Origin of the sequence: Streptomyces sp. NPDC126497 (assembly GCF_040302425.1) — a bacterium.
Lineage (GTDB): Bacteria > Actinomycetota > Actinomycetes > Streptomycetales > Streptomycetaceae > Streptomyces.
This window is the reverse complement of record NZ_JBEORT010000012.1, coordinates 69,004-89,901: the sequence shown is the minus strand read 5'-3', so window position 1 is coordinate 89,901 and position 20,898 is coordinate 69,004. Positions and strand designations below refer to the sequence as shown.

At 71.6% G+C, this 20,898-nt stretch carries 16 protein-coding genes; 9 read left to right on the top strand and 7 right to left on the bottom strand.

The genetic code is table 11. From position 1 onward, the window contains the following. Positions 1 to 23: 23 nt before the first annotated feature. From ABTY20_RS09265 to ABTY20_RS09255, 3 genes are read right to left on the bottom strand one after another with little or no spacing between them, the layout of a single operon-like run. Complete coding sequence (locus ABTY20_RS09265) at positions 24 to 851, bottom strand: carbohydrate ABC transporter permease (protein WP_351996352.1); 828 nt, start codon at positions 849 to 851, stop codon at positions 24 to 26. 5 nt (positions 852 to 856) lie between these two features. Beyond that, on the bottom strand, positions 857 to 1,810 hold the full coding sequence (locus ABTY20_RS09260; RefSeq protein WP_351996351.1) for a carbohydrate ABC transporter permease: 954 nt from the start codon (positions 1,808 to 1,810) through the stop codon (positions 857 to 859). Positions 1,811 to 1,821: 11 nt separating this feature from the next. Next, positions 1,822 to 3,081 (bottom strand): ABC transporter substrate-binding protein, encoded by a 1,260-nt coding sequence (locus tag ABTY20_RS09255; RefSeq protein WP_351996350.1) that lies wholly within the window; start codon positions 3,079 to 3,081, stop codon positions 1,822 to 1,824. A 294-nt stretch (positions 3,082 to 3,375) separates the two neighbouring features. Here ABTY20_RS09255 and yicI point away from each other — a divergent pair, with 294 nt between their 5' ends. Continuing rightward, positions 3,376 to 5,646: an alpha-xylosidase gene (gene yicI, locus ABTY20_RS09250; protein ID WP_351996349.1), complete on the top strand. Its 2,271-nt coding sequence runs from the start codon at positions 3,376 to 3,378 to the stop codon at positions 5,644 to 5,646. A 5-nt stretch (positions 5,647 to 5,651) separates the two neighbouring features. On the opposite strand, the gene ppk2 is transcribed toward yicI, so the two are convergent. Beyond that, entirely contained in the window at positions 5,652 to 6,650 is a 999-nt protein-coding gene (ppk2, locus tag ABTY20_RS09245; protein ID WP_351996348.1) for a polyphosphate kinase 2, read from the bottom strand. Between the two features lie 185 nt (positions 6,651 to 6,835). On the opposite strand from ppk2, the gene ABTY20_RS09240 reads away from it, so the two are divergent. Continuing rightward, a complete protein-coding gene (locus ABTY20_RS09240; protein WP_351996347.1) occupies positions 6,836 to 7,630 on the top strand; it encodes an SDR family NAD(P)-dependent oxidoreductase in 795 nt (264 codons plus the stop codon). A gap of 26 nt (positions 7,631 to 7,656) precedes the next feature. Here the strand turns inward: ABTY20_RS09240 and ABTY20_RS09235 are convergent, their stop codons facing one another. Both ABTY20_RS09235 and ABTY20_RS09230 read right to left on the bottom strand, forming a co-directional pair. Next, positions 7,657 to 8,418: a sulfite exporter TauE/SafE family protein gene (locus tag ABTY20_RS09235; RefSeq protein WP_351996346.1), complete on the bottom strand. Its 762-nt coding sequence runs from the start codon at positions 8,416 to 8,418 to the stop codon at positions 7,657 to 7,659. A gap of 80 nt (positions 8,419 to 8,498) precedes the next feature. Continuing rightward, positions 8,499 to 9,560 (bottom strand): LacI family DNA-binding transcriptional regulator, encoded by a 1,062-nt coding sequence (locus ABTY20_RS09230; RefSeq protein WP_351996345.1) that lies wholly within the window; start codon positions 9,558 to 9,560, stop codon positions 8,499 to 8,501. Between the two features lie 333 nt (positions 9,561 to 9,893). On the opposite strand from ABTY20_RS09230, the gene ABTY20_RS09225 reads away from it, so the two are divergent. The 7 genes from ABTY20_RS09225 to ABTY20_RS09195 all read left to right on the top strand — a co-directional run bounded on the left by ABTY20_RS09225 (position 9,894) and on the right by ABTY20_RS09195 (position 18,773). Then, positions 9,894 to 10,820 (top strand): carbohydrate ABC transporter permease, encoded by a 927-nt coding sequence (locus ABTY20_RS09225; protein WP_351996344.1) that lies wholly within the window; start codon positions 9,894 to 9,896, stop codon positions 10,818 to 10,820. 4 nt (positions 10,821 to 10,824) lie between these two features. Then, entirely contained in the window at positions 10,825 to 11,772 is a 948-nt protein-coding gene (locus tag ABTY20_RS09220) for a carbohydrate ABC transporter permease (protein ID WP_351996343.1), read from the top strand. A gap of 97 nt (positions 11,773 to 11,869) precedes the next feature. Further along, positions 11,870 to 13,204, top strand: coding sequence for an ABC transporter substrate-binding protein (locus tag ABTY20_RS09215; RefSeq protein ID WP_351996342.1), 1,335 nt, complete (start codon positions 11,870 to 11,872; stop codon positions 13,202 to 13,204). A 73-nt stretch (positions 13,205 to 13,277) separates the two neighbouring features. Beyond that, the gene (locus ABTY20_RS09210; protein ID WP_351996341.1) at positions 13,278 to 15,320 is read left to right on the top strand and encodes a beta-galactosidase; all 2,043 of its coding nucleotides are present in this window, start codon (positions 13,278 to 13,280) and stop codon (positions 15,318 to 15,320) included. 121 nt (positions 15,321 to 15,441) lie between these two features. Continuing rightward, positions 15,442 to 17,481: an RICIN domain-containing protein gene (locus tag ABTY20_RS09205; protein ID WP_351996340.1), complete on the top strand. Its 2,040-nt coding sequence runs from the start codon at positions 15,442 to 15,444 to the stop codon at positions 17,479 to 17,481. A 74-nt stretch (positions 17,482 to 17,555) separates the two neighbouring features. Next, entirely contained in the window at positions 17,556 to 18,191 is a 636-nt protein-coding gene (locus ABTY20_RS09200; RefSeq protein WP_351996339.1) for a sugar O-acetyltransferase, read from the top strand. Positions 18,192 to 18,320: 129 nt separating this feature from the next. After that, positions 18,321 to 18,773: a phospholipase gene (locus ABTY20_RS09195; RefSeq protein ID WP_351996338.1), complete on the top strand. Its 453-nt coding sequence runs from the start codon at positions 18,321 to 18,323 to the stop codon at positions 18,771 to 18,773. A 54-nt stretch (positions 18,774 to 18,827) separates the two neighbouring features. Here the strand turns inward: ABTY20_RS09195 and ABTY20_RS09190 are convergent, their stop codons facing one another. Next, the gene (locus ABTY20_RS09190; protein ID WP_351996337.1) at positions 18,828 to 20,894 is read right to left on the bottom strand and encodes an iron ABC transporter permease; all 2,067 of its coding nucleotides are present in this window, start codon (positions 20,892 to 20,894) and stop codon (positions 18,828 to 18,830) included. Between the last annotated feature and the right edge of the window lie 4 nt (positions 20,895 to 20,898).

The window sequence follows — 20,898 nt, the reverse complement described above, 5'->3', positions numbered from 1 at the left end:
CATCCCGGTGGGTGCGGTGGTGATCACTTGACGGAGCCCCCGGTGATGCCGGCGGCGATGTACTTCTGGGCGAGGACGAGCAGGATCGCGGCCGGGACGGCGGAGAGCACGGACGCGGCCATCACCGAGCCCCAGTCGCCGACGTGGGCGCCGATGTACTGGTAGATGCCCAGTGTGACCGGCTTGACGTCGTCGGTGGTGTTCAGGGTGAGCGCGAACATGAAGTCGCTCCACGCGAACAGGAACGCGAACAGGCCGGAGGTGATCAGCGAGTTGCGGCTCATCGGGAGGACCACCCGCAGGAAGACCCGCACCGGTCCGGCGCCGTCGATCTCGGCGGCCTCGATGACCTCGCCCGGGATGGACACCATGAAGGAGCGCATCAGGACGATGGAGAACGGGATGCCGAGCGAGGCGTCCGCGAGCATCAGGCCGAAGTAGGAGTTCACCAGGCCCAGGTCGACGTAGGAGTTGTAGAGGGCGTTGGCGATGACGATGCCCGGCACCATCTGGGTGATCAGGGTGCCGAAGACGATGGTGCGCGAGCCGCGCAGGCCGAACCGGGCCAGACCGTAGGCCGCCGGTGCGGAGATCGCCAGGCAGATGGCGACGGCGCCGAACGAGACCAGCAGCGAGGTCAGCAGGTGACCGCCCTGGTCGGTGACGGCCTTGGAGAACCCGGAGAGGTCCAGGCCGCCCGGCACCGGGTCGACCTGGAGCAGGCCCGACTCGGGCTGGAGCGCCGTGTTGAGCATCCAGTACAGCGGGAAGAGCATCACGCCCAGGACGAGCACGCCCGCGACGGTGGAGCCCCAGCGGCGCCGGGAGGCGGTGGGAGTGTGAGCGGCCATGTCGGTCACTTCCCCTCGGTGCGGTTGGCCCGCAGGTAGAACACCGCGAACACCGCGGAGATGAGAATGAGGACGTTGCCGACGACCGCGCCGGCGCCGAAGTCCAGCTCCACGAAGGAGTTCTGGTAGGTGAGCGTGCCCAGGGTCTGGGTGGCGTCGGCGGGTCCGCCGTCGGTGAGGGCGAGGATCAGGTCGAGGATCTTGACCGTCGACATGAAGCCGAGCACCAGGACGACCGTGATCACCGGCTTGAGCATCGGCAGGGTGACGGAGCGGAAGGTCCGCCAGCCCGAGGCGCCGTCCAGGGCGGCCGCCTCGTACAGCTCCTTGGGGATCTCCTGGAGGCCGCCGTAGAGGATGACCATGTTGAACGGGATGCCGATCCAGACGTTGACCAGGATCACCGAGAGCAGCGCCAGGTCGGGGCTGGTCAGCCACGGGGTCTGACCGCCCAGGCCCAGGGTGTCCAGGAACGTGTTGAGCACGCCGGTGTCCTGGTCGAGGATGCGGCGCCACACGATGCCGGACACCACCATGGGCACCAGCCAGGGCAGCAGGATCAGCGACCGCAGGACGCCGCCGAGGGGGAACCTGCGGTTGAAGAAGACGGCGAGGGCGAGGCCGATGCAGAACTGGCCGAGCAGGGAGCCGGCGGTGAAGACGAGGGTGTGCCACAGGGCCTTGCCGAACAGGACGTCCTGGAAGACGGACGACCAGTTGTCGGTGCCGTTGAAGGGTGCCTCGCCGGTGAAGAACGTCTTCGGCGTGTAGTGCTGGAAGCTCATCACGACGTTGCGGACGAGCGGGTAGCCGAAGAACAGCAGCATGAAGGCGACGGCGGGGGCGACGAAGCCCCACTGGGCGAGTCTGCGGCGCAGTCGCTGCCGGGCCGGGTCCGGCGCGGCGCCCTTCCCGGAGGTCTTCGCGGACACCGGAGCGGTGACGGTGGACGTGGTCATGTGCGCGTACCTCAGTTCCCGCTCGTGGCGCGCTGCTGGGCGCGCCGCAGGGCGGCCTCGCTGGACTGGCCGGTCAGGGCGGACTGGAAGGCGCTCTGCAGGGCGAGCGACACGCCCGACCAGCCGGCGCCGAGCTTGGCGGTGCGGGACCGGGCGGCGGCGACCTGGTCGGCCAGCGCGTCCAGCTCGGGCACCTCCTCGCGCCACTTCGCGGCGGCCTTCTCGTTGGCCGGGACCATCCAGCTGTTCAGGGCGTAGGTGAGCTGTTCCTTCTCGCTCGTCAGGCAGGCGACGATCCGTCCGGCCGTCCTCTCGCGCTCGGTGTCGCCGGTGCGGGGCACGGTGAGCACGGCCCCGCCGAGCGGTCCCACCGAGTCGGCGCCCGCCTCGGGGACGGGGATCTGCGCGATCCCCCAGTGCAGCGACTTCTTGGTGTTGAGGGTCTCGACCTGCCACGGTCCGTTGATCATCATCGCGGCGTTCCCGGCCATGAACTGGTCGTTCACGTCGGCCTGCGTCCAGTTGACCGTGGACTTGGACAGCGACCCGTCCTGGAGCAGCGCCTTCCAGTAGTCGAGCGCCTCGACGACCCGGGGGCCGTCGAGGTCCGTCTCGTCACCGCCGTTGGACCACATGAAGGGCGTGAACTGGAAGACGCCGTCCTCGGCGCCGCCCGCGCTGAGCGCCAGGCCGTACCGCTTGCCCTCGGTGAGCCTCTTCGCCGTCTGCCGCAGTTCGTCCCAGGTGGTGGGCACCCGCACGCCCGCCTCGTCCAGGACGTCCTTGTTGTAGAAGAGGGCGAGGGTGTTCACGGAGCGGGCCGCTCCGTAGTACGTGCCCTGGTAGGAGCCGAAGTCGACGATGCCCTCGGGGACGTCGTCGGTGGCGAGGCCCAGGGAGCGCAGGTCGACGAGGCCGCCGGCGTCGGCGAAGGTCGGCATCTCGGAGGCGTCGAACTGCACGATGTCCGGCAGCGACTTCGACGAGGCCATGCGCAGGGCCTTCGTCATCACCTGCGAGGCGGGGACGCTCTGCTGCTCGACGCGTACGCCCAGCTGCTTTCCGCAGCGGGCCATCGCCTCGGCGTCCCAGCGGTGGTAGGTCTCGTCGGTCGAGGAGTTCATCACGGTGTACACGTCGCTGTCGCGCTGCTGTGCGCAGCCGGTCAGCGCCGCTCCGGCGATGAGGACGGAGACGGCGGCGAACGACGTGACGGCTCCGCGCGAACGTCCGCGTGCGCGGTGTGCGGCGACCGGGGGATGTGCTGTCACGGTGGGTGCCCTTGTGTGGGACCGGCCCAGCGGGGCGCTGAGCTGGTGACTCTTGCGGAGGGGTGGTGAAGCGCTTCGACTGGTGGCGGCTTCCGCCGGGGTGTTGCCTGGCGCTGCACCGGGTGTAATTTGTTTTGCCTGATTACTAATACGCCAGCGGAAGCCGGTCGCGCTAGACCCCCAGCGATAAGATCTGCTTGCGCCAAGGCGTGACAGGTTCTGCGTCTCCTGTCATAGTTCCTGGTCAGAGGCTTTCTCCCGGGTCTCTGCCGCCCTCCCCCTCCGAGGAAGACCATGAAATTCACCGACGGCTTCTGGCGCATCCGTGACGGCGTCCAGATCTCGTACGCCACCGAAGTGCGTGATGTGCGCCCGGAATCGAAGCGCTTCACCAGCTACGCCGCCGTGAAGAAGGTGACCCGCCGGGGCGACACCTTGAACGCGCCGCTGATCACGGTCGAGTGCTTCTCCCCCGCCGAGGGCGTGATCGGCGTGCGGGTCACCCACCACGCGGGCAAGTACCGGCCGGGCCCCGACTTCGCCCTCGCCGGGGACGCGGACGGCGCGGGGACGGTACGCCGGGACGGCACCGTCACCGAGCTGACCAGCGGGCCCCTGACCCTGCGCCTGGACGGGGACGGTCCCTTCGGGCTGTCCTTCCACGACGCGGACGGACGCGAGCTGACCCGCGCCGGCGCCAAGAGCACCGCCTTCGCCACCACCGGCGAGGGAGCCCACCACGTGCTGAGCCGGCTGTCGCTCGGTGTCGGCGAGCAGGTCTACGGCCTGGGCGAGCGCTTCACCCCGTTCGTCAAGAACGGCCAGACCGTCGACGTCTGGCAGGCCGACGGCGGCACCAGCAGCGAGCAGGCCTACAAGAACGTCCCGTTCTACCTCTCCTCCCGCGGCTACGGCGTCTTCGTCAACCACCCCGGCGCCGTCTCCTTCGAGATCGGCTCCGAGTCCGTCGGGCAGGTCCAGTTCAGCGTCGAGGACCAGGCGCTGGAGTACTACGTCGTCGCGGGCCCCACCCCGAAGGAGGTCCTCGGCCGCTACACGGCCCTCACCGGACGCCCGGCCCTGCCCCCGGCCTGGTCGTTCGGCCTGTGGCTCAGCACCTCCTTCACCACGTCGTACGACGAGGCGACGGTGACGTCGTTCGTCGACGGCATGGCCGAGCGCGGCATCCCGCTGTCGGTGTTCCACTTCGACTGCTTCTGGATGCGCGAGTACCAGTGGTGCGACTTCCAGTGGGACCCGGACGTCTTCCCCGACCCGGAGGGCATGCTGGCCCGGCTCAAGGAGAAGGGCCTGCGGATCAGCGCCTGGATCAACCCGTACATCGCGCAGAAGTCCCCGCTCTTCGACGAGGCCGCGTCCCTCGGGCACCTGGTGCGCCGCCCGAACGGCGACGTGTGGCAGTGGGACCTGTGGCAGGCCGGCATGGGTCTGGTCGACTTCACCAGCCCCGACGCCCGCGCCTGGTTCCAGTCGAAGCTCAAGCCGCTGCTCGACCAGGGGGTGGACAGCTTCAAGACGGACTTCGGCGAGCGCATCCCCACCGACGTCGTCTGGCACGACGGCTCCGACCCCGAGCGGATGCACAACTACTACACGCACCTGTACAACCGGACGGTGTTCGAGCTCCTGGAGAAGGAGCGCGGGCAGGGCGAGGCGGTGCTCTTCGCCCGCTCCGCGACCGCCGGCGGGCAGCAGTACCCGGTGCACTGGGGCGGCGACTGCTGGTCGTCCTTCGAGGCGATGGCCGAGTCGCTGCGCGGCGGGCTGTCCCTGTCGCTGAGCGGTTTCGGCTTCTGGAGCCACGACATCGGCGGCTTCGAGGGCACGCCCGTCCCCGAGGTGTTCAAGCGCTGGCTCGCCTTCGGCCTGCTCTCCTCGCACAGCCGGCTGCACGGCTCCACGTCGTACCGGGTGCCGTGGGAGTTCGGCGAGGAGGCGGTCGACGTCGCCCGGCGGTTCACCCTGCTCAAGCACCGCCTGATGCCGTACCTGTACGGCGCCGCCGTCGAGGCCCACCGCACGGGCGTCCCGGTGATGCGGCCGATGGTGCTGGAGTTCCCGCACGACCCGGCGTGCCGCCCGCTCGACCGCCAGTACATGCTCGGCCCCGACCTGCTGGTCGCGCCGGTGTTCAGCGAGGACGGCGAGGTGGAGGTCTACCTGCCCGAGGGCACCTGGACGCACCTGCTGAGCGGCGAGCGGGTCACCGGCCCGTGCTGGCGCACCGAACGGCACGGCTACGACAGCCTTCCGCTCTACGTCCGCGAGGGTGCCGTGCTGCCGCTGGCCGGGGACGACTCCCGGCCCGACGGCGACTGGCTGGACGCCCCGGTCCTGCTCGTGCACCCCCCGGCCGCGGCCGACTACGCGGCCGAGGTCACCGTGCCGGACACGGCGGGGCTCGTGGCCGCGACGTTCCGGGTCCGGCGGGACGGCGACGTCCTGCGGGTCGCCGCCTCCGGGACCGACCGCCCGTTCACGGTGCGCGTGGCCGGCGGGGCTGAGGCACGGGGCACGGGCGAGGTGACGCTGCAACTGGGGTGAGCGGGTCACGCATCCGGGTGACTGCCCGGGCCGTGGCCGGGTCCCGCGAGGGGGGTCGGTGAGAGGACCGCGGGTTCCTCACCGGCCTCCAGCAGGGTGTCCGCCGCGCCCACGATCAGCGGGTCCGGCTTGCCCAGGGCGCCGTGGTCCTTCGCCGGATAGTCGCAGCGGTCGAGGAGGCTGCGCATGGCCTCCAGCCGGCCCCGGCGCTTGTCGTTGTTCTTCACGACCGTCCACGGAGCGTGGGGCGTGTCCGTCGCCCGGAACATCTCGACCTTGGCCTTGGTGTAGTCGTCCCAGCGGTCGAGCGAGGCGAGGTCCATCGGCGACAGCTTCCAGCGGCGCACCGGATCGACCTGGCGGATCGCGAACCGGGTCCGCTGCTCGGCCCGGGACACGGAGAACCAGAACTTCACCAGCATGATGCCGTCGTCGGTGAGCAGCCGCTCGAACAGGGGCGCCTGCTCGAGGAACTGGTGGTACTCGGCGTCCGTGCAGAACCCCATGACCCGCTCGACGCCCGCGCGGTTGTACCAGGAGCGGTCGAAGAAGACGATCTCCCCGCGGGACGGCAGGTGGGCCACGTAGCGCTGGAAGTACCACTGGCCCGCCTCCCGCTCGGTCGGCTTCTCCAGGGCGACCACGCGGGCGCCACGGGGGTTGAGGCGTTCCGTGAAGCGCTGGATGGTGCCGCCCTTGCCGGCCGCGTCCCGTCCCTCGCAGAGCACGACGACGCGCTGCCCCGTGTCCTTCACCCACCGCTGCATCTTCAGCAGCTCGATCTGCAGGATGCGCTTGGTCCTGTCGTAATCCGCCCGCTTGATCCTGCGGTCGTAGGGGTGGTTCTCCCGCCAGGTCTCGATCGGGGTGCCGTCGGCGTCGAGCAGCACGGGCCGCTCCGGACGCCGGTCGTCCACCTCCAGCCCGTCGAGCAGGTCGTCGCCGTTCCCGCCGGACCCGGTCCCCGTCCGGCCGTCCGGCGCGTCCGCGTGTTCGGCCGTCACGTCGTCTCCCGCCGCTTCGCGAGTGCGCTACAAGAAGGGTATGCCCACCGGGTGGTTCGCGGTGATTCGACCGCTTTTCCGGGGAAGGAACAGGACCAGGCGGAGCGCGGGCGCGGGCAGCGCCTTCCGTCCGTGTTGGGGCATCGCATACAGGCACCGGTACCCAGAAGAAGGGGACACACGACGTGCGGATCGATCTCAGTGGCCGGACGGCGCTGGTCACCGGCTCCACCCAGGGCATCGGCGCGGCGATCGCCACCGGGCTGGCGCGGGCGGGCGCCCGGGTCGCGGTCAACGGGCGTTCCGCCGGGCGCGTGCGGGACAGTGCCGCCGCCCTCGAGCGGGAGGTGCCCGGCGCCGACGTGGTGCCGGTCGCGGCGGACGTGACCACCGAGGCGGGCGCCGAGCGGGTCGCCGAGGCGCTGCCGCAGGTGGACATCCTCGTCAACAACCTCGGCGTCTTCGGTTCGGCGGACCCGCTGGAGATCACCGATGACGAGTGGCGGCGCTACTTCGAGGTGAACGTCCTGGCCGCGGTGCGGCTGACCCGGCTCTTCCTGCCCGGCATGACCGGGCGCGGCTGGGGACGCGTCCAGTACATCGCCAGCGACTCGGCGATCGTCACTCCCGCCGAGATGATCCACTACGGGATGTCCAAGACGGCGCTGCTCGCGGTGGGCCGGGGATTCGCCAAACAGGCGGCGGGCACGGGCGTCACGGTGAACTCGGTCGTCGCCGGGCCCACCCACACCGGCGGGGTGGAGGACTTCGTCCGCGAGCTGGTCGGCCGCGAACTCCCGTGGGACGAGGCGCAGCGCGCCTTCATGCGCGAGCACCGGCCGCAGTCGCTGCTGCAGCGGCTGATCGAGCCGGAGGAGATCGCCCACATGGTCGTCTACCTCAGCTCGGAGCAGGCCTCCGCGACCACGGGCGGGGCGCTGCGCGTCGACGGCGGTTACGTGGATTCGATCCTGCCCTGAGGACGTGTCCCGGGAGCGGGCGGTGGTCAGCGGAGCAGCTGGACGAGGGCGACGGTGCCGATCGTGACGATGAGGGCGCGCAGCACCGCGGGGCTGAACCTGCGGCCGGTCCTCGCTCCGAGCTGACCGCCCAGGGCGGATCCGGCCGCGATCAGCGCGACGGCGGTCCAGTCGAAGTCGGCGACGAAGAGGAAGAAGGCCGCGGCGACCGTGTTGACGATCGCCGCGAGCACGTTCTTGACGGCGTTGAGGCGTTGCAGCGGCTCGTCGATGAGCAGACCCATCAGGGAGATGTAGACGATGCCCTGGGCGGCGGAGAAGTAGCCGCCGTAGACGCTGGCCAGGGTCAGGCCGGCGGACAGCGGCCATCCGCCGTCACGGCGGGAGGAGTGCCCCTTCGCGCGTCGGCTGCGCACCTTCCTGGCGATCAGGGGCTGGAACGCGACGAGGACGAGGGCGAGTCCCACCAGGGTCGGCACGATGGCCTCGAACGCCTCGGCGGGCAGGGCCAGCAGGAGCGTCGCGCCGCAGAGCCCGCCCAGCGCGGCGCCGACCCCGAACCTCTTCACGCGCCGGCCCTGACCGGCCAGTTCCCTGCGGTAGCCGATGGCGCCGCTGACGGAGCCGGGGATCAGCCCGAGCGCGTTGGAGACCGTGGCGGTGACGGGGGACAGTCCGGTGGCGAGCAGCACCGGGAAGGTGACCAGCGTCCCCGAGCCGACGACCGCGTTCATGGCGCCGGCGCCGACGCCCGCCGCGAAGACGCCGAGCATCTCCGGCGGCGTCATGCCGCGGCTCCGGCCGTGTCGTCGCCGTCCGGTGGCGCCTGGTGCCGGCCCTGGTGCGAGGAAACGTTCATGTGAGGACGCTAGCCTGCGCGTCCTCCGGCGATCACCGAAGGGTCCCCGCCGGTGCGCGGCGGGCGGGAGGCCGGACGTCGGGCGGGTCCCGGCGGTGGTGCCGTGCTGGCCCGCGGCACCAGCCGGGTCGGGACGAGCGTGGTGCCCCGTTCCGGGCCGCCCTGGCGCATCTTGCTCAGCACCGCCTGCACGCAGAGCCGCCCCACCTCGGCGAAGTCCTGGTGGACGGTGGTCAGCGGGGGCAGGAAGGAGGAGGCCTCGGGGATGTCGTCGAAGCCGATGACGCTGACGTCCTCGGGCACGCGCCGGCCGTGTTCGTGCAGGGCGCGCAACAGGCCCAGCGCCATCTGGTCGTTGGCGGCGAAGACGGCCGTGCACTCGTCGCGGGCGGCGAGTTCGAGGCCGGCCCGGTAGCCCGAGTCCGCCGACCAGTCGCCCCGGACGAGGGGCGGCGGCACCCGTCCGGCCTCGGTGAGCGCGGCGCGCCAGGCGTCCGTGCGGCGCTGCGCGGCGAACGAGTCCTCGGGGCCGCCCAGGTGCCACACCGTGCGGTGGCCGAGGCCGAGCAGGTGCTGCACGGCGGCGCGGGTGCCCCCGGCCTGGTCGGTGTCGACGACCGTGTAGTGGTCGCCGGCATCGGAGTCGACGACCACGACCTGGACGTGCGGCGGGAGTTGGACCATCGCCGCGTCCAGCAGGTGGACCTCCATGATGACGATGACGGCGTCGACGGCGAGTTCCTCCAGCCGGGAGAACGCCCCGCGCACCTCGTCCTGGGTCGGCACGGCGACCGGCAGCAGGGTCACGGCGTAGCCCTCGTGCGCGGCGGAGGTGGCGATCGCCTCCAGGGTGCGCACATTGCCGGTGGTGGACAGGGTGAAGGTGATGACGCCGATGGTGCGGAACTCACCGCGCTTGAGGGCGCGGGCCGCGCTGTTGGGCCGGTAACCGAGCTCCTTCATCGCGGCCAGCACCTGGCGGCGGGTCTCCTCGGTCACCCCCGGGTAGCCGTTGGACACGCGGGAGACGGTCTGGGACGAGACCCCCGCCAGGCGGGCCACGTCGGCCATGGAGGCCGTGGTCCGGGCGCCGCCCCGGGTGCGCCGCGCGCCGCCGCCGGCCGCGGCGGGGCTAGGTGTGCTCGCCGGCGTTCTCTCGGCCGTGTCCACTCGCCGTCAGCCGCCTTCCTGTCACTGCCTGCGTCACGGTTTCCCCAGGGAACCCTTGACCGTCCTCAGGAGGGCAGTGTAGACATTCCGCCATCCGATGTTTACGTAAACATAACAGCTCGGCAGCGCTTCGCGGGGGTCGATGTTTACGCAAACATCATGTACAGGGGGCATGCCGTCCGGCTCACGCGCCGGGCGGCCGCCGGCCCGGAACGGTGACGAGCGAGGAACGACATGACGACGCTGCAACCGCCGGTGGACGCCGAGCCGAGGCCGGCGCCTCCCCCGGCGCGACGGGACCGCCGCTCCTGGACGGGGTGGGGTTTCATCGGTCCCTTCGTGGCCGTGTTCGCACTGGTCTTCCTGGCGCCGATCGCGTACTCGGTCTACCTGAGCCTCTTCCGCGACCAGCTCATCGGCGGGACCACCTTCGTCGGCCTCGACAACTACGAACAGGCGCTCCAGGACGACCGCTTCTGGGCGGCCCTCGGCCGGGTCTCGCTCTTCCTGTGCGTCCAGGTGCCGATCATGCTCGGCATCGCGCTGCTGGTGGCGCTGGCCCTGGACAGCGGCCGGCTCTACGGCAAGGGCTTCTTCCGCATCACGATCTTCCTGCCGTACGCGGTGCCCGCCGTGGTCGCCACCCTCATGTGGGGCTTCATGTACGGCACGAAGTACGGCCTGGTCGGCGACATCAACGGGGCGTTCGACGTCTCGCTGCCCGACCCGCTCTCCCCCGACCTGGTGCTGGCCTCCATCGGCAACATCGTCACCTGGGAGTTCGTCGGCTACAACATGCTGATCTTCTACTCGGCGCTGCGCGTCATCCCGAACTCGCTGTACGAGGCGGCGGAGATCGACGGCGCCGGACAGGTCCGCGTGATCACCGCGATCAAGCTGCCCGCGATCCGGGGCGCCCTGGTCATCGCGACGATCTTCTCCATCATCGGCAGCTTCCAGCTGTTCAACGAGCCGAACATCCTGCGTCCGCTCGCCCGCAACGCCCTCACCACCGACTACACGCCGAACTTCTACACGTACTCGCTGTCCTTCAACGGCCAGCAGCACAACTACTCCGCGACGGTGGCCATCATCATGGGCCTGATCACGATGGTGATCGCCTATGTCGTGCAGCTGCGCGGCATGCGCAAGGGAGCGTGACCCGATGAGCAGCCCTCTCACCACCGCCGCCCCGGCCGCACCCGTCAAGGCCTCCGGTCCCGGCCACGGCGCGCCACGGCTGCGCGGGACGCGCAGGCACTCCGCCGACAGGCCCAGGCGCAGCGTGCTGCTGACCGTGCTGACCTCCCTGGTCGTCGTCTACACCGTGGTGCCGCTGATCTGGCTGGTCGTCAACGCCACCAAGACGCAGGCGGGTCTCGCCGACTCGTCCGGGATGTGGTTCGCCGACGACTTCGCACTGTGGGACAACGTCCGCGACACGTTCACCTACCACGACGGCATCTTCACGCGCTGGCTGCTGAACACCCTGTTGTACGTGGTGCTGGGCGCGGGCGGGGCCACCCTCCTCGCGGTCCTCGGCGGCTACGCGCTGGCGAAGTTCGACTTCCCCGGCAAGCGCGGCGTCTTCGCCACGGTCATCGGCGCGGTGGCGGTGCCCGGCACGGCCCTCGCGGTGCCCACCTTCCTGATGTTCAGCGAGATGGGCCTGACCGACACCCCGTGGGCGGTGATCATCCCCTCGCTGGTCTCGCCGTTCGGCCTGTACCTGATGTGGGTGTTCGCCACCGAGGCCATCCCCACCGAACTCCTCGAGGCCGCCCGCATCGACGGGGCCGGCGAGGCGCGCACCTTCTTCACCGTCGCCCTGCCGTTGCTCGCCCCCGGCATCGTGACCGTGCTGCTGTTCACCACGGTCGCCACCTGGAACAACTACTTCCTGCCGCTGATCATGCTCAAGGACCCGGACTGGTACCCGCTGACGCTCGGCCTGAGCGCGTGGAACTCCCAGGCCGAGACCGTCGGCGGCGAGGTCGTCTTCAACCTGGTGATCACCGGTTCGCTGCTCACCATCCTGCCGCTCATCGCCGCGTTCCTGCTGCTCCAGAAGTACTGGCAGTCGGGGCTCGCCGCGGGCAGCGTCAAGGAGTGACCGCGCGGCTCCCCGGCCGCCTCCCCCGCAACCCCCACCCCGTTCCGCCCCGCTCACGAAGAACCCGTCCCGCCCACGAAGAAGTGGAAGCACCCTCATGCGCAGAAACACCGGCCGCCTGCTGCGCGGCATCGCCCTGCTGTCCGCCGTGGCCCTGGGCGCCACCGCCTGCGGCGGTTCCGACGACTCCACCGACGAGGCGGTCTCCGCCTCGGACGTCCAGGCGGCCCTGAAGAAGGGCGGCACGGTGACGGTGTGGTCCTGGGAGCCCACGCTGAAGACGGTCGCCGCCGACTTCGAGAAGAAGTACCCGAAGGTCAAGATCAACCTCGTCAGCGAGCGGTCGGGCGACAAGCACTACACCGCGCTGTCGAACGCGGTGTCGGCCGAGAAGGGCGTCCCGGACGTCGCGCAGGTCGAGTACTTCGCGGTGAACCAGTACGCCCTCGGCAAGGGCCTCACCGACCTGGCCCCCTTCGGCGCCGACAAGCTGGCCTCCCGGTACACGCCCGGTCCGTGGAACGCCGTGAGCGAGGGCGAGGCGGTCTACGGCCTGCCGATGGACTCCGGCCCGATGGCGATGTTCTACAACAAGAAGGTCTTCGACAAGCACGGGATCGACGTCCCGACCACCTGGGACGAGTACGTCGACGCCGCGCGCAAGCTGCACAAGGCCGATCCCAAGGTCTACATCGCCAACGACGCCGGCGACGCCGGCTTCACCACCAGCCTGCTGTGGCAGGCCGGTGCGCGTCCGTTCAAGGTCGACGGCACCGACGTGAAGATCGACTTCAGTGACGCGAAGGCCAAGAAGTACACCGACACCTGGCAGAAGCTCATCGACGAGAAGCTCCTCGCCCCGGTCAACGGCTGGACCGACGAGTGGTACAAGGGCCTGGGCGACGGCACCATCGCCACCCTGACCACCGGTGCCTGGATGCCCGCCAACTTCGTCAGCGGCGTGCCGAACGCGGCCGGCGACTGGCGCGCGGCCCCGATGCCGGCCTGGACGAAGGGCGACAAGGCCAGCGCGGAGAACGGCGGCAGCTCGCTGACCCTGCCCTCGCTCGGCAAGAACAAGGCACTCGCCTACGCCTTCGTGGAGTACGCGAACTCCGGCGACGGCGTCCGGACCCGCGTCGAGCAGGGCGCCTTCCCTGCCACCAAGGCGGAACTGCAGTCCGCCGACTTCCAGAGCACCGAGTTCGACTACCTCGGCGGCCAGCAGGCGAACAAGATATTCGCCGAGTCCGCCGCGAACGTCGCCAGCGACTGGACGTACCTGCCGTTCCAGCAGTACGCCCACTCGATCTTCAACGACACGGTCGGCAAGGCCTACGTCTCGGACACCACGCTCGCGGACGGTCTGAAGGCCTGGCAGGACGCCTCGGTGAAGTACGCCGAGGAGCAGGGATTCACCGTCGAGAAGTAGGACGGCACCAGACGCAGGGCGGCGCGGGCGGACTCCGCGCCGCCCCCGTGCACCACACCCCGGAAGGACCGCCATGATCTCCACCCTCCTGTCCCGCACGGGCGGGGCGGACGGTGCCCCCGCCCCCCGCCTCGTCTACGGCGCCGACTACAACCCCGAGCAGTGGCCCCGCACCGTGTGGGAGGAGGACGTCCGGCTGATGCGGGAGGCCGGCGTGAACCTCGTGTCGCTGGGGATCTTCTCCTGGGCCCGGCTGCAACCGGCCGAGGACACCTGGGACTTCGCCTGGCTCGACGAGGTGATGGACCTGCTGCACGAGGGCGGCGTCGGCGTCGACCTCGCCACCGCCACCGCCTCCCCGCCGCCCTGGCTCACCACGGCCCACCCGGAGATCCTCCCGGTCACGGCCACCGGCGAGACGCTGTGGCCGGGTGCGCGCCAGCACTGGCGTCCCACCTCCCCCGTCTTCCGCCGGTACGCGCTGCGCCTGGTCCGGGAGCTGGCGACCCGCTACGCCGGCCACCCGGCGCTCGTCGCCTGGCACGTCAACAACGAGCTGGGCTGCCACAACGTCTACGACTACTCCGACGACGCGGCCCGCGCCTTCCGCGACTGGCTGCGCGCCCGCTACACCACGGTGGAGGCGCTCAACACCGCCTGGGGCACGGCGTTCTGGTCACAGCGGTACACCGACTGGGAGCAGATCCTGCCCCCGCGGCTGGCCGCCTCCCACCCCAACCCCACCCAGCAACTGGACTTCAAGCGGTTCTCCTCGGACGCCCTGAAGGAGCATCTGCGCGCCGAGCGGGAGATCCTGCGGGAGCTCACGCCGGACGTCCCCGTCACCACCAACTTCATGGTGATGGGCAACACCAAGGGCATGAACTACGCGGACTGGGCCGACGAGATCGACTTCGTCTCCAACGACCACTACGTCCACCCCGGCCCGCAGGACCGCGACGAGCTGTCCTTCTCCGCCAACCTCACCAGCGGCATCTCCGGCGGGCGGCCCTGGTTCCTGATGGAGCACTCCACCAGCGCCGTCAACTGGCAGCCCGTCAACGTGGCCAAGCGCCCGGGCGACCTGGCCCGCGACTCGCTGCTGCACGTCGCCCACGGAGCGGACGCGGTCTGCTTCTTCCAGTGGCGGCAGTCGGCGGCGGGCGCCGAGAAGTACCACTCGGCGATGGTCCCGCACGCCGGCGCGGACAGCGAGCTGTTCCGCGCGGTGACCGCGCTCGGCGACACCCTGAAGGTCCTCGCCCCGGTCGCCGGGTCCGAGCGGGAGGCCGCCCGGGTCGGCATCCTCTACGACTGGGAGTCGTGGTGGGCGAGCGAGCAGGACTCCCACCCCACCTCCCTGCTCGACTACCGGCAGGAGGCGCTCGACTGGTACTCGGCGCTCCTCTCCCTCGGCATCCGTGCCGACCTCGTCACCACCCGCGCCGACCTCTCCCGCCACCAGGTGCTGATCGCCCCGGTGCTGCACATGGTCCCCGCCGACCTGGCGAAGACCCTCACCCGGTACGCCGAACAGGGCGGCCATCTGATCACCACGTACTTCTCCGGTGTCGTCGACGAGCACGACCACGTCTGGCTCGGCGGCTATCCGGGCGCCCTGCGGGACCTGCTGGGCATCCGCATCGAGGAGTTCGGACCGCTGCTCGCCGGTGACGGTGTGGAGCTCGACGACGGCACGACCGGCGTCCTGTGGACCGACCGGATCACCGTGACCGGGGCCGGTACCGAGGTCCTGGCCCGCTACCGCACCGGCGAGCAGGCGGGCAGGCCCGCCGTCACCCGGCGTCCGACGGGCGGGGGTTCCGCCGCGTACGTCTCCACCCGGCTCGGTGTCGAGGGGCTCGCCTCGCTGCTGCCGCGGCTGCTGGAGCCGGCCGGGGTGGCGAGCGAACTTCCCTCCGGGGTAAGGGGGCTGATCGAGCCGGTCGTACGCCGGGACGCCGAGAACCGGTTCCTGTTCCTGGTGAACCGGACCGACGGCACCGTCCCGGTCCCCGGCCTCGACGGGGAGGTGCTCATCGGCACCACCGACGCCGACGGCACCCTCACGCTCGGGCCCCGCGCGGTCGCCGTACTGCGGCAGCCCGCCGCCTGACACCCCGCAGCACCCCGGAACGGCACGCACCCGCTCCGGGGCCGTTCCCTCCCGCCGCGCCGCCGGCGCGGCGGGAGGGTCCACCGAAGCGCGACCACACCTCACTGTTGGGAGCACACCGATGGCACGCCGCACCCGCACCAGACGGCTCCTCAGGGCCGCCGGGCTCACCGCAGCCCTGGCCACCGGGGCCGCCCTGATCCCCGGGCCGACGTCCGCCGCCCAGGCCGCGGACCTCCCCTCCGTCACCGTCCGGCCCGACCCCTCCTACCAGCAGGAGGAGTTCGAGGGCTGGGGCACCAGCCTCGTCTGGTTCGCCAACGCCACCGGCGACTACCCGCCTCAGATCCGCGAGAAGCTCGCGCGGCTGCTGTTCGGCGACGACGGCCTCGCCCTGAACATCGCCCGGTACAACATCGGCGGCGGCAACGCCCCGGACGTGAAGGACTACCTGCGCGCCGGCGGCGCCGTCGAGGGCTGGTGGAAGGCGCCCGCGGGCACCACCCGCGAGGACACCGACTGGTGGGACGCCGAGGACCCCGCCGACTGGAACGAGGACGCCGACGCCACCCAGCGCTGGTGGGTGGACCGCATCAAGAAGGACATCACCCACTGGGAGACCTTCAGCAACTCCCCGCCCTGGTTCATGACGGTCAGCGGCTACGTCTCCGGCGGGTTCGACGCCGGCGCCGACCAGCTGAGGACCGAGTCGGTCGACGACTTCGCCGCCTACCTGGCGGGCGCCACCAGGCGGCTGGAGAAGGCGCACGGCATCGAGGTCGACGCCGTCGACCCCTTCAACGAGCCGAACACCACCTACTGGAGCACCCGGCTCGGCGCGGACGGCGAACCCGTCGGCGGCCGTCAGGAGGGCGCCCACATCGGCCCCGGGCTCCAGGAGAAGGTGCTCCACGCGCTCGCCCCTGCGCTGAGGAAGGCGAGGACCAAGGCGGGGATCTCCGCCATGGACGAGACCAACCCCTCGATCTTCGCGCAGAACTGGAACGCCTACTCGTCCGGGACGCGCGACCTCGTCGGCCGGATGAACGTCCACACCTACGGCACCGGTCAGCGCACCACCGTGCGCGACATCGCCAAGGCCGAGGACAAGCGGCTGTGGATGAGCGAGGTCGAGGGCGACTGGGGCGACGGACAGAGCTTCACGGACATGCGCCCCGGTCTCGGCCTCGCCCAGCGCATCGTCGACGACCTGCGGGAACTGGAGCCACGTGCCTGGGTCTTCTGGCAGCCCGTCGAGGACTACGACAACATGAAGCCCGGCGGCGAGTCCGCCGGGGGCGGCAACTGGGGCGAGATCCAGCTCCCCTTCGGCTGCACCTCGAAGGACACCCTCGAGACCTGCCCGATCCGCACCAACACCAAGTTCGACACCGCCCGCAACTTCACCCACTTCATCAGGCCGGGCGACCGGCTGATCAAGGTGGACGACACCTCCAGCGCGGCGGCGGTGACGAGGAACGGCAAGGGCGCCTCGCTCGTCCACGTCAACAGCACCACCGAGGCGCGCACCGTCACCGTCGACCTGTCCATGTTCCGTCACATCAGCCGGAACGCGACCGTCACGCCCGTGGTGACCAGCGCCGACGGCAAGCTGGAGCGGCACCGGGCCATCGAGGTCACCGACCGCGCCGCCACCTTCGCCGTGCCCGCCCAGTCGGTGACCTCCTTCGAGATCAAGGGTGTCTCCGGCGTCGCGGAGGACGCCCCGCTGCTGCGCAAGGGCCACACCTACACCCTGACCGGCGTGCAGAGCGGCAAGGCGGTCACCGTCGCGGACGACGGCACGAGCCTCGTGATCGGCTCCGGTGACGGCTCGGCCGCCCAGCGGTGGCGGCTGAGCGCGGTGCGTCCCGACGACGGCGTGCGGGAGCGCTACGAGTTCACCAGCCCGGTGGACGGCGGGCGTCTCGCCGTACGGGACGACGTGCCGGTGGCGGAGCCCGACACCGGAAGGCGGGACCCGGCCGCCGAGTGGATCATGTCGACCACGGGCGACGGCACCTGGACCCTGGTCAACGCGGCCACCGGACGCCTCCTGGAGGTCGGCGGACAGGCCACGCACGAGGGCGCCGCGGTCACCACCTGGCAGCCCAACTCCGGTTCCAACCAGCGCTGGACGGTCACCGACGTCACGGACTGACCGATCCGCCCCGCCCGGCCGCACCACCGCCCCGTGGTGCGGCCGGTCCGCTTCCACGACACCAGGGAGAACCCGTGCCGCAGGACGACGACGCCGAGCGCGAGGTGCGCCGCCGCATGGCGGCCCACGAGCTGTACACCGACTCGGCGCCCGGTCTCGACCGCCTCGAGGAGGAGCGGCTGCGCGGCAAGGAGCTCGCCGCCGCGTACAACGCCACCGGCCCGCGCGACGAGGAGGCCCGCCGCGCCCTGCTGGACGGACTGCTCGGCTCGGTGGGCCGCGGCGTGTGGATCGAACCGCCGCTGCACGTCGCCTACGGCCGGCACGTGCACCTCGGCGACGACGTGTACGCCAACTTCGGTCTCACCCTGGTCGACGACGTCGAGGTCCTCGTCGGCGACCGCGTGATGTTCGCGCCCCATGTGACCGTCAGCACCACCGGCCACCCCGTCCACCCCGAACTGCGCCGGGACGGCAGCCAGTTCTCGGCGGCGGTGCGCATCGAGGACGACGTGTGGATCGGGGCCGGCGCGGTGCTCCTGCCCGGGGTGACCGTCGGCCGGGGCTCGGTCGTCGGCGCGGGCAGTGTGGTGACCGCCGACGTGCCGCCGATGACGGTCGTCGCCGGGACCCCGGCCCGCGTCCTGCGGCCCATCACCGACGCGGACCGGCGGTGGAGCCACCGGCCGCCCGGGACCGCTCGGGCCTGAGCGCGTTCCGGGGCGGCCGGGAGCCGACGATCCATCGGGTGCGCATGGTGTGAAGGGAGGGGCGACTGGGGCATTGTCTTGGCATGAACCTGCTGCCCGATGGCCGGGCCGCAGCCTCCTGGAGGTGTGATGTACCGAAGACTCGCCACCGCGGTCACCACCCCGGCCCTGGTCCTGGCCGGGGTCCTCGGCACCGCCACGGCCGCCGACGCCGCACCCGCCGACAAGCCCCAGGTACTCGCGAGCTGGACGCAGACCAGCGCGTCGAGCCACAACGCCTGGGCCGCGGCCCGCGCCAACCAATCCGCCTGGTCGGCCTACCAGTTCGACTGGTCCACCGACTACTGTTCCACCTCCCCCGACAACCCCTTCGGCTTCCCCTTCTCGACCGCCTGCGCCCGGCACGACTTCGGCTACCGCAACTACAAGGCCGCGGGCACGTTCAGCGCCAACAAGGAACGGATCGACAGCGCCTTCTACGAGGACCTCAAGCGCGTCTGCAACGGTTACAGCGGCGCCACGAAGACCGCCTGCAACAGCACCGCGTGGACCTACTACCAGGCCGTCAAGGTCTTCGGCTGAGCCCGCCGCCCGCCGCGGGAGGGGCCGGCGGCGGGCGGCGACCGCCGCGCGGGACTACCGGCGGCTGCGCACCAGCACGTACAGGAAGTACGGCGTTCCGATCACGGCCGTCATCAGGCCGGCGCCCAGCTGGGCGGGGGCGATCACGGTGCGGCCCAGCAGGTCGGCCGTGCACACCAGGACGGCGCCGAGGAGCAGCGCGACCGGCAGGACGCGGGTGTGCCGCCGTCCGACGAGGGCGCGCGCCGCGTGCGGGGCGACCAGGCCGACGAAGCCGATGGTGCCCGCGGCGGCGACGGCGGTGGCGCTGAGCAGCACGCTCAGCACGAGGAAGCCCAGTCTCCCGCGCGCCAGGTCGAGTCCGAGGAGCCGGGGGGTGTCCTCGTCGAGGGAGACCAGGTCGAGTTCCCGGTGCCGCGCTCCGGCCACCACGACACCGATCGCGAGGACGGCGGCGAGGGGCAGGACGTCGGGCAGGGTCCGGCCGTACGTGGAGCCCGACAGCCAGGTGAGCGCCTTGGTCGCGTTGAACGGGTCGGTGAGCACGATCAGCAGGCTGATCAGGGCCGTCGTCGCGGTCGCGGCGCCGATGCCGACGAGCACCAGCCGGTTCTGCCGGTAGCCGCCGCGTGCGGCCAGGCCGAACACGACGGTCGCGGTGACCGCGGATCCGGCGAAGGCCGCCCCGGCGACGCCCCAGCCCCCGGCGACGGGGACCGTCGTCACGAGGATCACCGCGCCGAGCGCGCCGCCGCCGGAGACCCCGAGGACGGCGGGTTCCGCGAGCGGGTTGCGGGTGACGGCCTGCACCAGGGTGCCGGCCAGTGCGAGCGCCGCTCCGGCGAGGAGCGCGGCGGTCACCCGGGGCACCCGGGTGTCCAGCACGAAGGAGACGGTCCTGCCCGCCCTGCCCTGCGCCCAGTTGACCACGTCGCCCAGCAGCAGCTTGCTGTCGCCCACCAGGACGGCGGCGACGGTGACGCCGACCAGGACGACCGACAGCACGGTGAGCGTGGTGAGGAAGACGGCGCGGCTGCGGATGCGCAGCTTGTCCGGCGCGGCGGCGCCGGCGGTGTCGCGGAGCCGGGCCGCCATCACCACCAGGAACGTCGCGCCGACGAGGCTGGTGACCACGCCGGTGGGTACCGCGACGGCGGTGTCCGCGTCGACGAACGCCCGCAGCAGCACGTCCGCCCCGAGCACCAGCGCGGCGCCGACGAGGCCCGCGACCGGCACGCCCGCCCGCAGCCGCCGCAGCCCACGGGCCCGGCGGGCGAGCGGGCGGGCGAGGGCCGGGGCGCACAGGCCGACGAAGCCGATCGGGCCGGCCAGGGTGACGGCCGCCGCGGAGAGCAGGGTCGCCAGGACGACGGCCGTGACGCGGGTGGCCCGCACCGGGACGCCGAGGCCGCGGGCCGCCTCGTCGCCGAGGGCGAGGGCGTCGACCCGGCGGGCGATGAGCAGCAGGCCGGCGAGTGCGACGACGGCGACGGGCAGCGTCTGGAGGACGCCGTCGAAGCCGTTCTGGCCGATGTTGCCCTGGTTCCACTGGTAGAGGCCCTCGGTCTGCTCCGGGAACAGCAGGAGCAGCCCCTCGGTGACGGCGGTGAGCCCGAGGGCGAGCGCGGTGCCGGCGAGCACCAGCCGTACGGTGCCGGCGCCGAGCCCGGACAGTCCGAGGACGACGGCCGCCGCCGCGAGGCCGCCGGCGAAGGCGATGCCCGAGGAGGCGAGCAGCGGCAGGGACACGCCGGTGACGGCGGTGACGCCGAGGGCGAAGTAGGAGCCCGCGTTGACGGCGAGGGTGTCCGGTGAGGCCAGGACGTTGCGGCTGACGGCCTGCAGGGCGACGCCGGCCATGCCGAGGGCCGCGCCCACGAGGATCCCGGCGGTCATGCGGGGCAGCCGTGAGGCGATGACGACGGACGCGTCGGCCGGGTCGGCCCGGCCGGTGAGGGCCTTGAGGACCTCGGCCGGGCCGACCGCGGCGGTGCCCTGGGTGATGTCGACGACGGCGAGGGCGGCGACCAGGAGCACGAGCGCGGTCGTCACCGCGGCCGCGCCCGCCCGGGACGGGACCGTCGCCGGGCGGGCGGTGGGAGTGGGGGCGGTGACGGCCATCGCG